At 75.0% G+C, this 16,111-nt stretch carries 1 protein-coding gene; it reads right to left on the bottom strand.

All coding sequences use genetic code 11. The annotated features are described in order from the left end of the window. Positions 1-39: 39 nt before the first annotated feature. Positions 40-16,089 carry a type I polyketide synthase gene (locus ACZ4VF_RS02565; protein ID WP_467922671.1) on the bottom strand — a complete coding sequence of 5,350 codons (16,050 nt, stop codon included), beginning with the start codon at positions 16,087-16,089 and terminating at the stop codon, positions 40-42. Between the last annotated feature and the right edge of the window lie 22 nt (positions 16,090-16,111).

The raw sequence follows: 16,111 nt of genomic DNA on the forward strand, positions 1-16,111 counted from the left end.
TCCTCACCGAGGGTTTGACGGTCCGCGACAACGTGACGGTCAGACGATTCCGAGTTCGTCGTTGATGAAGTCGAGGACTTCATCGGCGGAGGCGGACTCCAGTTGGTCCGCCACGGCGGACCCCCCGGGCTCCTCGACGGCTCCGTTGCACTTCGCGACCAGGCCCTGGAGGCGGAGCACGATGTCGGCCTTCTTGGACTCGTCGGAAAGCAGTCCGGCGATCAGTGACTCGATGTCCTCGATCTTCTCGTGCACCAGGGACAGGGTGTCGCCGGTGGTGCCCAGTTCCGCGTGGAGGTGGCGGGCCAGGGCGAGCGGGTTCGGGTAGTCGAACACGACGGTGGCGGCGAGTTTGAGTCCGGTGGTCTCACGGAGCCGGTTGCGCAGTTCGACGGAGGTGAGCGAGTCGAAGCCGGCGTCCTTGAACGCCGTCTCGGGGCCGACCTGCTCCGCCCCGGCGTGGCCGAGGACGGTCGCGACGTGGCCGCGGACGAGGTCCAGGAGCAGCGCTTCCCGCTCCTGCGGGGCGAGTCCGGCGAGCCGGCGGGTGAGTCCGCCGGTGCTGTCCCCGGCCGTGGCGCGGACCGGCTGGCGGCCGGTGCGGACCAGGCCGCGCAGCAGGGGCTGCACGGCGCGTCCGGCCGTGGCGTCGGCGCGCAGGGCCCGCAGGTCCAGCTTGATGGGGACCAGGAGGGGCTCCGCGGTGTCCAGGGCCGCGTCGAGGAGCGCCATGCCCTCGGCGGGGCCGATCGGTAGGACGCCGCCCCGGCTCATCCTGGCCTGGTCGGCGGCGCCCAGGTGCGCGGTCATGCCGTGGGTCTGCTCCCACAGGCCCCAGGCGAGGGAGGTGGCGGGCAGTCCGGCCGCCCGGCGCTGGTGGGCGATCGCGTCGAGGTAGGCGTTGGCGGCGGCGTAGTTGCCCTGGCCGGCCGAGCCGAACAGGCCCGAGGCGGAGGAGAAGACGGCGAACGCCGTCAGGTCCAGGCCGCGGGTCAGCTCGTCCAGGTGCCGTACCGCGCTCACCTTGGGGGCGAAGACACGGGCGAGGCGTTCGGGGGTGAGGGCGCTGATCACGCCGTCGTCCAGGACACCGGCCGTGTGGATCACACCGGTCAGGGGGTGCTCCGCCGGAACCGAGTCCAGCAGCTCCGCCACCGCCGTACGGTCGGAGACGTCCGCGGCGACCAGGGACACCGACTCGGCACCCGACTCCGCCAGCTCGTCCGCGAGTTCGGCGGCGCCCTCGGCGTCCGGGCCGCGCCGGCTCACCAGCAGCAGGTGGCGTACGCCGTGCCGCTCGACCAGGTGCCGGGCCACCAGCGCGCCCAGCGATCCGGTACCGCCGGTGACGAGGACCGTGCCCCCGGGCCGGAACGCCACCGCCGGTTCGCTTCCGGCCGCCCGCACCAGACGCGGCACCGACAACTCCGCGCCCCGCACCGCCACCTGCGGCTCGCCGGAGGCGAGGACCGGGGCGACGAGGTCGTCGGGGGGTGTGTCGGTGGCCGGGTCCAGGTCGAGCAGGACGATCCGGTCGGGGTTCTCGGCCTGGGCCGCGCGGACCAGGCCCCAGACCGCCGCGCCGGCCGCGTCGGTCACCGCGGCGGCTCCGCCCGCGGGCACCGCGCCCCGGGTCACCACCAGCAGCCGTGCGTCCTCGAACTCCGTGGCGGCGAGCCACGCCTGGAGGACCTCCAGGGCGGCGGTGGCCCGGGTGAGGGCCTCGGTGCCGTCACCGTCGTCGTCACCGGTGCCGGACAGCTCCAGGACGGCGGCCTGGGGCACCTCGTCCTTCAGCGCGGTCACCTCGGCGGCGGTGGTGACCCGCTGCCAGGTGAGCGCCGGCGCCGCGGCGGGTGCGGTCGATTCGGTCCAGGCGACGCCGAACAGGGCGTCGCGGCCCCGGTCCGCCGTCGCGGCGGCGTCGAGCTGTCCGACGTCCACCGGGCGGAAGGTCACCGAGTCGGCGGTGAGGACGAGTCCGGCGTTCTCGTCGGTCGCGGCGAGGGACAGGACGTCGGTGCCGCGCGGTGCGATCCGCACCCGCAGGGCCGAGGCGCCGGCGGCGTGCAGGACCAGGCCGTTCCACGCGAACGGCAGGACGTTGTGTCCGTCGTCGGGCTGGGCGAAGGCGTCGGTGTGCAGGGCGGCGTCCAGCAGGGCGGGGTGGAGGCCGAAGCGGGTCGCCTCGTCGCGCTGCTCGTCCGGCAGGGCGACCTCGGCGAAGATTTCCTCACCGCGCCGCCACACCGCGCGCAGGCCCTGGAACGCGGGGCCGTAGGCGTAGCCGTGGCTCGCCAGGTCGGCGTAGAAGGAGGCGGTGTCCAGGCCGACCGGTTCGGCGCCGGCCGGGGGCCAGACCGTGGTGTCGAAGGCGGGGGTGTCCGCGGCCGAGGGGGTCACGGTGCCGGTGGCGTGGCGGGTCCAGGCGTCGGTGCCGATCTCGCCGGCGGTGTCCTCGCGGGCCGAGTAGACCGCCACCGTCCGCGAACCGTCCTCGTCCGGCCCGCCCACAGCGACCTGCACCCGTACACCACCCTGCTCGGGAACGACCAAAGGCGCCTCGATCACGAGTTCCTCCAGCACCCCGCACCCGGCCTCGTCACCGGCCCGCACCGCCAGCTCGACCAGCCCGGTGCCGGGCACCAGAACCACCCCGCCGACGGCATGGTCCGCCAGCCACGGATGCGTACGCAGCGACAACCGGGACGTGCACAACAGACCCCCGGTCTCGGGCACCTCCACCACCGCACCCAGCAACGGATGATCCGCGGTGCTCTGCCCCAGAGCCACCGCGTCCGTGGCAGGAGCCGTCCGCAGCCAGTAGTGACGGTGCTCGAAGGCATACGTCGGCAGGTCCACCTGCGCTTCGGTCGCACCCTTCGGGAGCACGGCCGCCCAGTCCACCTTGGACCCACGGACGAAGAGATGAGCCACGGCCGACAGGAGGGTCTGCGCCTCGTCACGGTCGTCGCGCAGGGCGGGCACGCTCACCGCGTCCTCACCCGCCGACTCCGCGACGGCACCGCTCAAGGCGCCGCCGGGGCCGAGTTCCAGGAACACCGACCCGCCCGTGGCCCTGATCCCCTCCGCGAACCGGACGGGACGACGGACGTGATCCACCCAGTACCCCGGATCCGACAACTGGCCCGGCTCCGCCAGCCCACCCGTCACGTTCGACACCACCGGGATCGTCGGCTCGTGCCACGTCAGCCCGGACAGGGCCTGGGCGAAGTCCGACAGCATCGGCTCCATCAGCGCCGAGTGGAAGGCGTGCGACACGGTGAGCCGCTTCACCCGACGGCCCTGCTCCCGCAGCTTCTCCGCCACAGCCGTGACGGCTGCCTCCTCACCGGAGAGCACCACCGAACCGGGCGCGTTGACGGCGGCGAGGTCGACACCCGCACCGAGGTAGTCCTCGATCTCCGCCTCGGTCGCGGCCACCGCGACCATCGCACCGCCCGGTGCCAGGGCCTGCATCAGCCGGCCGCGCGCCGCGACCAGCGCCGCCGCGTCCTCCAACGACAGCACCCCGGCCACATGCGCCGCGACGACCTCACCGATGGAGTGCCCGGCCAGCACGTCCGGCCGCACACCCCAGGACTCCACCAGCCGGAACAACGCCGACTCCACCGCGAACAACCCGGCCTGCGTAAAGACCGTCTGGTTCAGCAGACCGCCGCCCGCGTTGCCGACGTCGCCGAAGACCACGTCCTTGACGGAGTGGTCCGCCCAGCCCGCGAGCCGGGCGTCCAGCGCGGCGCAGGCCTCGTCCAGGGCGCGGGCGAAGACCGGGTACCGGTCGTACAGCTCGCGGCCCATGCCGAGACGCTGCGAGCCCTGGCCGGGGAAGACGAACACCGTGCCGCCGGTGCTCTCGGAGCCGGTGACGACGAGCGGTGAGGACGCGCCCGCGGCCAGCGCCGCCAGTCCGGTCGCCGCCTCCTCGCGGGTGCCGGCGACGATCACGGCGCGTTCGGGCAGCACCGCCCGCCGGGCGACGAGCGCTCCGGCGACGGCCGCCGGGGAGGCGTCGGTCCTCTGGACGAACTCGGCGAGCCGTGCGGCCTGTGCGGCGAGGGCGCCGGTGCTCCGTGCGGAGACGAGCAGCGGCACCACGCCGTCGGCCGGGGCCACCGGCTCGGTGGCGGGCTCCTCGGGGGCCTCTTCCAGGATGACGTGGGCGTTGGTGCCGCTGACGCCGAAGGCGGAGACGCCGGCGCGGCGCGGGCGGCCGGTCTCGGGCCAGGCGCGGGCCTCGGTGAGCACCTCCACCGCGCCCGCCGACCAGTCCACCTCGGTCGACGGCTGGTCGACGTGGAGGGTCGGCGGCAGGACCGCGTGCCGCAGTGCCTCGACGGTCTTGATGACACCGGCGACACCGGCGGCGGCCTGGGCGTGTCCGATGTTGGACTTCACGGACCCGATCCAGAGCGGTTCCTCGCGGTCCTGGCCGTAGGTGGCGAGCAGGGCCTGCGCCTCGATCGGGTCGCCGAGGACGGTGCCCGTGCCGTGCGCCTCCACCGCGTCCACGTCCGCCGGGGTCAGCCCGGCGCCGGCCAGTGCCTTGCGGATGACCCGCTGCTGCGAGGGCCCGTTGGGGGCGGTGAGGCCGTTGGAGGCGCCGTCCTGGTTGACGGCGGAGCCACGCAGGACCGCGAGGACCCGGTGGCCCTTGCGGCGGGCCTCGGAGAGGCGTTCCAGGACGATGACGCCCGCGCCCTCGGCCCAGCCGGTGCCGTCGGCGGACGAGGAGAAGGCCTTGCACCGGCCGTCCGGGGAGAGTGCCTGCTGGCGGGAGAACTCCACGAAGGTGTACGGGTTGGCGAGCACGGTGGCGCCGCCGGCCAGGGCCATCGAGCACTCGCCGCCCCGCAGCGCCTGCGCGGCGAGGTGGATGGCGACGAGGGAGGAGGAGCAGGCCGTGTCCACGGTCACCGCGGGGCCCTCCAGGCCGAAGACGTACGACACCCGGCCGGAGGCCACACTGCCCGCGGAGCCGGTGGCGGTGAACCCGGCGAGTTCCGGCGGGAGTTCGCCGCCGAAGCCGTAGCCCTGGGTCATCACGCCGGAGAAGACGCCGACGTCCGTGCCCTTCAGCGACAGGGGATCGATACCGGCCCGCTCCAGCGCCTCCCAGGACGTTTCGAGGAGCAGCCGCTGCTGCGGGTCCATCGCCAGCGCCTCACGCGGCGAGATACCGAAGAAGCCCGCGTCGAACAGGCCCGCGTCGTAGAGGAAGCCGCCCTGGTCGACGTACGACGTCCCGACGCGTGCGGGGTCGGAGTCGAACAGGCCCTCCAGGTCCCAGCCGCGGTCGGAGGGGAAGCCGGACATGGCGTCCCGGCCCTGGGCCACCAGGTCCCAGAGCTCCTCCGGGCCGGTGACACCGCCGGGCAGCCGGCAGGCCATGCCGACGATCGCGATCGGCTCGCCCGGGTCGGCCGGGGCGGCTGCCGGTTCCGGGGCGGCCGGGGCGGCGGTGACCTGGCCGAAGTGGCTGTGCAGGTGGCGGGCGAGGGCGAGCGGGGTCGGATAGTCGAAGACGACGGTCGTCGGCAGGCTGAGCCCGGTGGCCTCGCGGACGCGGTTGCGCAGTTCGACGGAGGTGAGGGAGTCGAACCCGGCGTCCTTGAACGCCTTCTCGGCCCTGACCTGGTCGGCGCCGGAGTGCCCCAGGACGGTGGCGACCTGGCCGCGGACGACGTCGAGGAGCAGCGCCTCCTGCTCCTGCGGGGAGAGTCCGGCGAGCCGGTCGGCGAGGCCTCCGCCGCTGCGGTCCGCGGCGGTCGTCCGGGCGGCCTGCCGGGTGACCCGGACCAGACCGCGCATCAGGGGCTGGACCGTGCCGCCGGCGGCCGCGTCGGCGCGGGCGGCGCGCAGGTCGAGCTTGATCGGGACGACGAGGGCCTGGTCGGCGCCGAGCGCCGTGTCGAAGAGGGCCAGGCCCTCCTCGGGGGTGAGTGCGCGCACCCCGCCCCGGCCCATGCGGGCCTGGTCGGCGGCGCTGAGGTGGGCCGTCAGGCCGGTGTTCTGCTCCCACAGACCCCAGGCCAGCGACACGGCCGGCAGTCCGGCGGCGCGACGGCGGGCCATCAGGCCGTCGAGGTAGGCGTTGGCGGCGGCGTAGTTGCCCTGGCCGGCCGAGCCGAACAGGCCGGCGCCGGAGGAGTAGACGGCGAAGACCGCCAGGCCCAGGCCGCGGGTCAGCTCGTCCAGGTGGGTGGCGGCGTGCGCCTTCGGGGCGAAGACGCCCGCCATCCGCTCGGGGCTGAGGGCGCTGATCACGCCGTCGTCCAGGACACCGGCCGTGTGGATCACACCGGTCAGGGGGTGCTCCGCCGGAACCGAGTCCAGCAGCTCCGCCACCGCCGTACGGTCGGAGACGTCCGCGGCGACCAGGGACATCGACTCGGCACCCGACTCCGCCAGCTCGTCCGCGAGTTCGGCGGCGCCCTCGGCATCCGGGCCGCGCCGGCTCACCAGCACGAGGTGGCGTACGCCGTGCCGCTCGACCAGATGCCGGGCCACCAGCGCGCCCAGCGATCCGGTACCGCCGGTGACGAGAACCGTGCCCCCGGGCCGGAACCCCACCGCCGGCTCGCTCCCGGCCGCCCGCACCAGACGCGGCACCGACAACTCCGCACCCCGCACCGCCACCTGCGGCTCGCCGGAGGCGAGGACCGCGGCGAGCAGCGGTTCCACGGCGGTGCCGTAGGCGATGTCCAGGTCGGTGTCGGTGTCGATCAGGACGATCCGGCCGGGGTTCTCGGCCTGGGCCGCCCGCACCAGGCCCCAGACGGCCGCGCCGGCCGGGTCGGTCACGTCCGCGTCGCCTCCCGCGGGCACGGCGCCCCGGGTGAGGACGACCAGCCGGGACTCCTCCAGGGCGGGCGCGGCGGACCAGGCCTGGAGCACGGCCAGCATCCGGTCGGTCCGGGACAGGGCGGCGTCGGCGGCGCCGTCGGGGGCCGCGGCCTCGACCACGGCGACGAGGGGGCCTGTCGCCGCACCGGCGAGGAGCTCGACCTCGTCCGCGTGGAACAGCGGCACCCACGGTGGCACCTGCGTCTCGGCGGAGCCGGCGGGCAGCTCCGTCCACTCGACGCGGAACAGGGAGTGACCGCCGTCCCCGGTGGCCGCCGTCAACTGGTCGGCAGGGACCGGCAGGAAGCCCAGGGCGTCCAGGGTCACCACGAGACCGCCGGCCTCGTCGGCGGCCTCCAGCGCGAGCCGGCCCGATCCGGACGGGGCGAGCCGTACCCGGAGTGTGGTGGCGCCGGTGGCGTGCAGCGTGACCCCCTGCCAGGCGGCGGGCTGCCACAACCGCTGTCCGGTGCCGTCCGGGTCGGCCGTCGCCGCGTGCCGGAGGCCGGACTGCACGGCGGCGTCGAGCAGTGCCGGGTGGATGCCGAACCGCTCGGCGCCGGTCCGCTGCTCCTCCGGCAGGGCGACCTCGGCGAAGACCTCGTCACCGCGCCGCCACAGCGTCCGTACGCCCCGGAAGGCGGGGCCGAGGGGGTGGCCGAGGCGGAGCAGGTCGTCGTACAGCTCGTCGGCGTCGGCCGGGCGGGCGCCGGTGGGCGGCCACATCCTCAGGTCCGCGCTCGCCTCGGGAGGGGTGAGCGGGGCGGGGGTCAGCCGTCCGGTGGCGTGCCGGGTCCACGCGGCGGGCTCGGCGTCCTCGCCGGAGGCGTAGATGTCGACGGTGCGGGCGCCGGTGTCGTCGGGGCCGCCGACGGCGACCTGGACGCGTAGGGCGCCCTCCTCGGGGAGCACCAGTGGTGTCTCGACGGTCAGTTCGTCCAGCGTGGCGGCGCCGGCCTCGTCACCGGCGCGCAGGGCGAGTTCGACCAGGCCGGTGGCCGGGACGACGGTCGCGCCGCCGACGACGTGATCGGCCAGCCAGGGGTGCGTGCGCAGGGACAGCCGGGAGGTGAGGACCAGCCCGTCCGACTGGGGCAGCGGGACGACCGCGCCGAGCAGGGGGTGGTCGGCGGCGGACTGGCCGAGCGAGGCGGCGTCCGTGGCCGGGGCCGTCTTCAGCCAGTAGTGCCGGTGGTCGAAGGCGTACGTCGGCAGGGGCAGGGGGACGTCACCGGCGCCCTCGGGCAGCACACCGGTCCAGTCGACGGCCACGCCCTGGACGAACACCTCGGCCATCGACGTCAACAGCCTTCGCGGACCGCCCTCTTCACGGCGCAGGGAGCCGGTGGCCACCGCGTCCGCGCGGGTCGCGTCGACGATCTCGCTGACCGGCTGGACGAGGACCGGGTGCGCACTGGATTCGACGAACACGGTGTGACCCTCGGCGAGGAGCGCCTCGACGGCCGGACCGAAGCGGACCTGGTTGCGGAGGTTGCGATACCAGTAGCGGCCGTCGAGGACACCCGCCTCACGCACCCACTCACCGGTCACCGTCGAGAAGAACGGCACCAGCGGGGCCTGGCCGTGAATGTCGGCGAACGCCTCCGCCAGCGCGGTCTCGATCGCCTCGACATGACGGGTGTGCGAGGCGTAGTCCACCGCGACCCGCCGGACCCGGACACCGTCGGCCTCCAACGCGGCCAGCGCCTCGTCCAACGCCTCGGCGTCCCCGGCGATCACCACGGATGTCGGACTGTTGACCGCCGCGACCTCGACGCGCCCTTCCCAGGCGGCGATACGCGCGGTCGCCTCGGCCTCGGACAGCGCCACCGACGCCATCCCGCCCCGGCCCGCCAGCTCACCGGCGATCACCCGACTGCGGACGGCCACGATCCGCGCCGCATCCTCCAGCGACAGAGCACCCGCCACACAAGCCGCGGCGATCTCACCCTGCGAGTGACCCACCACCGCGTCCGGCACCACACCCACCGACGCCCACACCGCCGCCAGCGCCACCATCACGGCGAAACTCGCCGGCTGCACCACATCGACCCGGTCCATCAGGTCGGTGTCACCGCGCAGCACGGCCTTCAGGTCCCAGTCCACCCAAGGCACCAGTGCCCGGGCGCACTCCTCGATCCGCTCGGCGAACACCGGCGAGGACTCCAGCAACTCCCGGCCCATCCCCAGCCACTGCGACCCCTGACCCGGAAACACCAGAACCGTCCGCCCGGACGCTCCCGCACCACCGCGCACCACCGCGGGATGACTGTCACCGCCCGCCAGCGCGGCCAGCCCGGCCACCGCCTCCTCCCGCGACCCGGCGACCACCACCGCCCGTTCGCCGAGCAGGGCCCGCCGCCGCACCAGAGCACCCGCGAGGTCGGCCAGGGGCGCCTCGCTGCCGCCTACGAACGCGGCCAGCCGCTCCGCCTGACCGGACAGCGAACCCTCGGACGCCGCGGACACCACCAGCGGCACCACACCGTCCTGCGGCTCACGGGCGACGGCGGGTTCCTCGGGGGCCTGCTCCAGAATCACGTGCGCGTTCGTGCCGCTGATACCGAAGGAGGACACACCGGCCCGGCGCGGACGCCCCGTCTGCGGCCATTGCCGTTCCTCGGTCAGCAGCTCGACGGCGCCGGACGACCAGTCGACCTGCGGGGTCGGCTCGGTGACGTTCAGGGTGGGCGGGAGGATGCCGTGGCGCAGGGCCTCCACCATCTTGATGACGCCGGCGACACCGGCGGCGGCCTGCGTGTGGCCGATGTTGGACTTCAACGAGCCGAGCCACAGGGGCTGTTCACGGTCACGGCCGTAGGTGGCGAGGAGTGCCTGCGCCTCGATGGGGTCGCCCAGGGCGGTGCCCGTGCCGTGGGCCTCGACGGCGTCGACGTCCGTGGGCGCGAGCCCGGCCGTCGACAGCGCCCGGCGGATCACCCGCTGCTGCGAGGGCCCGTTGGGGGCGGTGAGGCCGTTGGACGCGCCGTCCTGGTTGACCGCGCTGCCACGCAGCACCGCCAGCACCTGGTGGCCGTTGCGGCGCGCCTCGGACAGGCGCTCCAGCACGACGATGCCGACACCCTCGGAGAGGATGGTGCCGTCGGCGCCGTCGGAGAAGGCCTTGACACGGCCGTCGGCGGCGAGGCCGCGCTGGCGGGACATGCCGAGCACACCGATGGGCGAGCCCATCACGGCGACACCGCCGGCCAGCGCGAGGGAGCACTCGCCCTGTCGCAGGGCCTGGGCGGCCAGGTGCATCGCGACCAGGGACGAGGAGCAGGCCGTGTCCACGGTGACCGCGGGGCCCTCGAAGCCGAAGACGTACGACACCCGGCCCGAGGCCACGCTGCCGGCGGTCGCGGTGGTGACGTAGCCCTCCAGCTCGGGGGGCATGTTGCTGAGGGACTCCAGGTAGTCGTGGATGGACACGCCGGAGAAGACACCGATGTTCGCCCCGCGGGTCGAACTGGGGTCGATGCCGGTGTTCTCCAGGGCCTCCCAGGTGGCCTCCAGCAGCAGCCGCTGCTGCGGGTCCATGGCCAGCGCCTCGCGGGGGGAGATGCCGAAGAACTCGGCGTCGAACTTGGCGGCGCCGTGCAGGAATCCGCTCTTGTGGACGTAGGAGGTGCCGGCCTTGTCGGGGTCGGCGTCGAACAGCTCGTCCAGGTTCCATCCGCGGTCGTCGGGGAACTCCGTGATGCCGTCGCGGCGTTCGAGGACGAGCCGCCACAGGCCGGCCGGGTCGGTGACGCCGCCGGGCAGCCGGCAGGCCATGCCGACGATGGCGACGGGCTCGTCCGGGTCGGAGGCGACCACGGTGGGGGCGACGGCGCCGGCCGCGCTCTCGCCGAGCTCCTCGCGCAGGTGGCGGGCGAGGGCCACGGGGGTCGGGTAGTCGAAGATGAGCGTGGCCGGCAGCTTGACGCCGGTGGCGGCGGAGAGCCGGTTGCGCAGTTCGATGGCGGTGAGCGAGTCGAAGCCGATGTCACCGAAGCCGCGGGTGCCCTGGGCGAGTTCGGGTCCACTGAAGCCGAGGACGGCGGTCGCCTCGGCCTGGATGATGCCCAGCAGGACGGCTTCCTGGTCGGCCTCGGGCAGCCCGGCGAGGCGGCGCAGCAGGCCGCTGCCGTCGCCGGCCGCGGCCCGGGCGGAGCGCCGGCCGGCCCGGACCAGGCCGCGCAGCAGGTGCGGCACGGCGGCACCGGACGCGGCGTCGGAGCGCAGGGCGCGCAGGTCCAGCTTGATCGGGACGAGCAGGGCGCGGTCGCTGTGCAGGCCGGTGTCGAGGAGGGCGAGGCCCTCGCCGGGGGTGAGGGCGAGGACGCCGCCGCGGCTCATGCGGGCCTGGTCGGTCTCGCTGAGGTGGGCGGTGAGGCCGGTGTTCTGCTCCCACAGGCCCCAGGCGAGGGAGACGCCGGGCAGGCCGGCCGCGCGGCGGTGGGCCATCGCCGCGTCCAGGTAGGCGTTGGCGGCCGCGTAGTTGCCCTGGCCCGCGGAGCCCAGCAGGGCGGCGGCGGAGGAGAACACCACGAACGAGCGGAGCGCTGGGGCGAGTTCACGGGTGAGCTCGTCCAGGTGCCGTACGGCGGTGGCCTTGGGGGCGAAGACCCCGGCGATCCGCTCCTCGGTGAGGGCGCTGACGACGCCGTCGTCGAGGACGCCGGCGAGGTGCACCAGTCCGGTCAGGGGGTGCTCGGCGGGTATGCCGCGCAGCAGGGCGGCGACCGCGTCCCGGTCGGAGACGTCGCAGGCGACGACGGAGACGGCCGCGCCGAGGCTGGTGAGTTCGGCGGTGAGCTCGGCGGCGCCGTCGGCGTCGGGGCCGCGCCGGCCGGCCAGCAGCAGGTGGCGTACGTCGTGCCGTTCGACCAGGTGGCGGGCGACGAGCGCGCCGAGCGATCCGGTGCCGCCGGTGATCAGGACGGTGCCGTCGGGGTCGAACGCGGCGGGGGGCTCGGGGGTGCCGGCGGGCTCGGTGGCGGACTCCTCGGTACCCACGGGCTCGGTACCCAGGGGCTCGGTGGCGGTGGGCTCCGTGTCGGCGGGCTCGGGGCGGATCAGGCGGGGCGCGGACAGGGTGGTGCCGCGGACGGCGAGCTGGGGTTCGCCGGTGGCGAGGAGCCGGCCGAGTACGGGGCCCGCGCCGGTGGCGGCGGCCGGGTCGAGGTCGGCGAGGACCAGGCGGTCGGGGTTCTCGGCCTGGGCGGCGCGGACGAGGCCCCAGACGGCGGCGCCTGCCGGGTCGGTGACGGAGGCGTCGCCGCCGGCGGCGACCGCGCCCCGGGTGGCCACCACGAGCCGGGCGGCCTCCAGTCCGGGGTCGGCCAGCCAGGCCTGCAGGACGCGCAGCACCCGGGTGGTGAGGGTCTGGGGGTCGGCGCCGCCGCTGTCGGCGTCGAGGATCGCGGCGGCGGGAGCACTCTCGCGGGCGGTGAGCGCGGTGACGTCGTCGGCATCGGTGACGGGCACCCAGGTGGGCGCGGGGGTCGCGCCTTCCGCGGCGGGCAGCTGCACCCAGTCGACGGCGAACAGGGCGTCCTGGTCGGCGCCGGCGGCGGCGCCGAGCTGTTCGGCCGAGACCGGCAGGGACACCAGGGAGTCCATGGTGAGGACGAGGGCGCCGGTCTCGTCGGCGGCCTGGAAGGAGAGGGCGTCGGGACCGGCGGGGGCGACCCGGACGCGCAGGGCGGTGGCGCCCTCGGCGTGCAGGACGAGTCCGTTCCAGGCGAACGGCAGGACGTTGCGGTCGTCGTCGGGGTTGGCGAAGGCGTTGGTGTGCAGGGCGGCGTCGAGGAGGGCCGGGTGGATGGCGAACCTGTCGGCGTTCTCCCGGTGGTCCTGCGGCAGGGCGGCCTCGGCGAAGAGTTCGTCGCCGCGCCGCCACACGCCGCGCAGGCCCTGGAACGCGGGGCCGTAGGAGTAGCCGCGGGCGACGAGGCCGGCGTAGAAGTCGTCGATGCCGACGGGTTCGGCGCCGGGCGGCGGCCAGGCGGCGTAGTCGACGGCGGGCGCGGTGAACGTCGCCGGCGTGCCGGACAGCAGGCCGGTGGCGTGCCGGGTCCACTCGCCGTGGCCGTCGCCGTCGGTGGCGTCCTCGCGCAGCGAGTAGACGTCGACGGTGCGGGAGCCGTTCGGGGTGGCGCCGCCGACGGCGACCTGGACGCGGACGGCGCCCTGTGCGGGCAGGACGAGGGGGGCCTCGATGACGAGTTCCTCGAGGATGCCGCAGCCGAACTCGTCGCCGGCGCGGACGGCGAGGTCGACGTAGACGGTGCCCGGGACGATGACGACGCCCTGCATGGCGTGGTCGGCGAGCCAGGGGTGGGTGCGCAGGGAGAGCCGGGAGGTGAAGACCAGTCCGTCGGACTGGGGCAGCGGGACGACGGCGCCGAGCAGCGGGTGGTCGCTGCCGGTGACGCCGAGGGAGGCGGCGTCGGTGCCGTTCGGGGTGAGCTGGATCCAGTAGTGGCGGTGGTCGAAGGCGTACGTCGGCAGGTCGGCGTGGGCGGTGCGGGCGGCCTCGGGGAGGATGTTGCGCCAGTCGACGGCGGCACCGGCCGCGAAGACCTCGGCCAGGGAGGTCAGCAGCCGGCGCAGGCCCCCGTCGTCGCGGCGCAGGGAGCCGGTGACCACGGCGTCGACGGCGGCGGCGTCGGCGATCTGGGTGAGGGGCTGGACGAGGACGGGGTGGGCGCTGGACTCCACGAACACCGTGTGGCCCTCGGCGAGGAGGGTGGCGGCGGCGGGGCCGAAGCGGACCTGGCGGCGCAGGTTGTGGTACCAGTAGTCGCCGTCGAGGGCGCCGGCCTCGCGGACCCATTCGCCGGTCACGGTGGACAGGAAGGGGATCGTCGGCGCCTGGCCGCGGATGTCCGCGAAGGCCTCGGTGAGGGCCTCCTGGACGGCCTGGACGTGACGGGTGTGGGAGGCGTAGTCCACGGCGATGCGGCGTACCCGCACGCCCTGGTCCTCCAGGGTGTCCAGGGCCTCGTCGAGGGCCTCGGCGTCACCGGCGATCACGACCGAGGCCGGCCCGTTGACGGCGGCGACCTCGACCCGGCCGGCCCAGCGCTCCAGCCGGGCGGTGACGTCGTCCTCGGTGAGCGCGACGGACGCCATGCCGCCGAGCCCGGCGAGCCGGCCGCGGATGACCTGGCTGCGGACGGCGACGATGCGGGCGGCGTCGTCCAGGGTGAGCGCGCCGGCCACGCAGGCGGCGGCGATCTCGCCCTGCGAGTGGCCGATCACCGCGTCCGGTACGACGCCGACGGAGGCCCAGACGGCCGCCAGGCCGACGGCCACGGCGAAGCAGGCGGGCTGGACGACGTCCACGCGGGTCAGCAGCTCGGTGTCGGCCTCGCCGCGCAGGACGGCCTTCAGGTCCCAGTCGACCCAGCGTTCCAGGGCCTGGGCGCACTCCTCGACGCGGGCGGCGAACACCGGGGAGGTGTCGAGGAGTTCGCGGCCCATGCCGATCCACTGGGTGCCCTGTCCGGGGAAGACCAGGACGGTCTTGCCGGCGCCGGCCGCGGTGGCGGCGCCGCGGACGGTGCCGGGTGCCTGTTCGTCGCGGGCGAGGGCGGTGAGTGCGGCGAGGGCCTCGTCGTGGGTCTCCGCGACGACGACCGCGCGCTCGCCGAGGACGGCGCGCCGGGTGGCGAGGGTGCCGGCGACGTCCGTGAGCGGGGTGCCGGGGGCGCTGTCCAGGAAGGCGGCGAGGCGGCCGGCCTGGCCGGTGAGGGAGGCGGCGGAGGCCGCGGACACGACCAGCGGCAGCACACCCTCGTACGGCTCGCGGGGGGTCTCGGGTGCCTGTGGTTCCGCGGTGTCCTCGGGGGCCTGTTCCAGGATCAGGTGGGCGTTGGTGCCGCTGGCGCCGAACGAGGACACGCCGGCACGGCGCGGGCGCCCGCTGTCGGGCCACCGCTGGGCCTCGGTGAGCAGTTCGACGGCGCCGGAGGACCAGTCGACCTGCGGGGTGGGGGCGTCGATGTGCCGGGTGGCGGGCATCGTGCCGTGCCGCAGCGCCTGCACCATGTTGATGACCCCGGCGACGCCGGAGGCGGCCTGGGTGTGGCCGATGACGGACTTGACGGAGCCGAGCCGCAGCGGCTGTCCGGCGGGGCGGTCCTGGCCGTAGGTGGCGAGGATGGCCTGGGCCTCGATGGGGTCGCCGAGGACGGTGCCGGTGCCGTGGCCCTCGACCATGTCGACGTCGGCGGTGGTCAGTCCGGCGCCGGCCAGGGCCTTGCGGATGACCCGCTGCTGTGAGGGGCCGTTGGGGGCGGTGAGGCCGTTGGAGGCGCCGTCCTGGTTGACGGCGGAGCCGCGGATCACGGCGAGGACGCGGTGGCCGCGCTCGCGGGCCTGGGACAGCGTTTCGAGGAGGACGACACCGACGCCCTCGGCCCAGCTGGAGCCGTCGGCCGCGGCGGCGTAGGACTTGATGCGGCCGTCCCTAGCGAGGCCGCGCTGGCGGGCGAAGCCGACGAAGCCGCCGGGCGTCGACATCACGGTGGAGCCGCCGGCGAGCGCCATGGAGCACTCGCCGCGGCGCAGCGCCTGCATGGCGAGGTGGATGGCGACCAGCGACGAGGAGCACATGGTGTCGACGGTGACCGCGGGCCCCTCGAGGCCGAGGGTGTAGGCGACGCGGCCGGAGGCGATACCGCCCGAGGTGCCGAGGGCGCGCTCCAGGCTGAGGAAGCCCTCGTGGCCGCTGAGGTCGGGGGCGTAGTCCTGGTGGACGATGCCGGCGAAGACGCCCGTGTCGCTGCCGCGCAGCGAGTGCGGGTCGATGCCGGCGCGTTCCAGGGTCTCCCAGGACACTTCGAGGAGCTGGCGCTGCTGCGGGTCCATGGCGAGGGCCTCGCGCGGCGAGATGCCGAAGAACGCGGCGTCGAACTCGCCGGCGTCGTGCAGGAAGGCGCCCTCGCGGACGTAGGTGGTGCCGGGGTTGTCCGGGTCGGGGTGGTAGAGGCCTTCCAGGTCCCAGCCGCGGTCCTCCGGGAACGCCGTGTAGACGTCGGTGCCGTCGGTCACCACCTGCCACAGGTCCTCGGGGGTGCGGATGCCCCCCGCGTACCGGCAGGCCATGGAGACGATGGCGATGGGCTCGGCAACGGCCGCCGCGAGCTTGGTGTTCTCCTGCTGCAGGCGCGCGTTCTCCTTGAGGGAGGCGCGCAGCGCGTTGACGATCTGGTCGTCCGGGCCCGACATATCCGTCCTCCGTGGTGCGTCC

This window comes from Streptomyces sp. NPDC029151 (assembly GCF_055564315.1).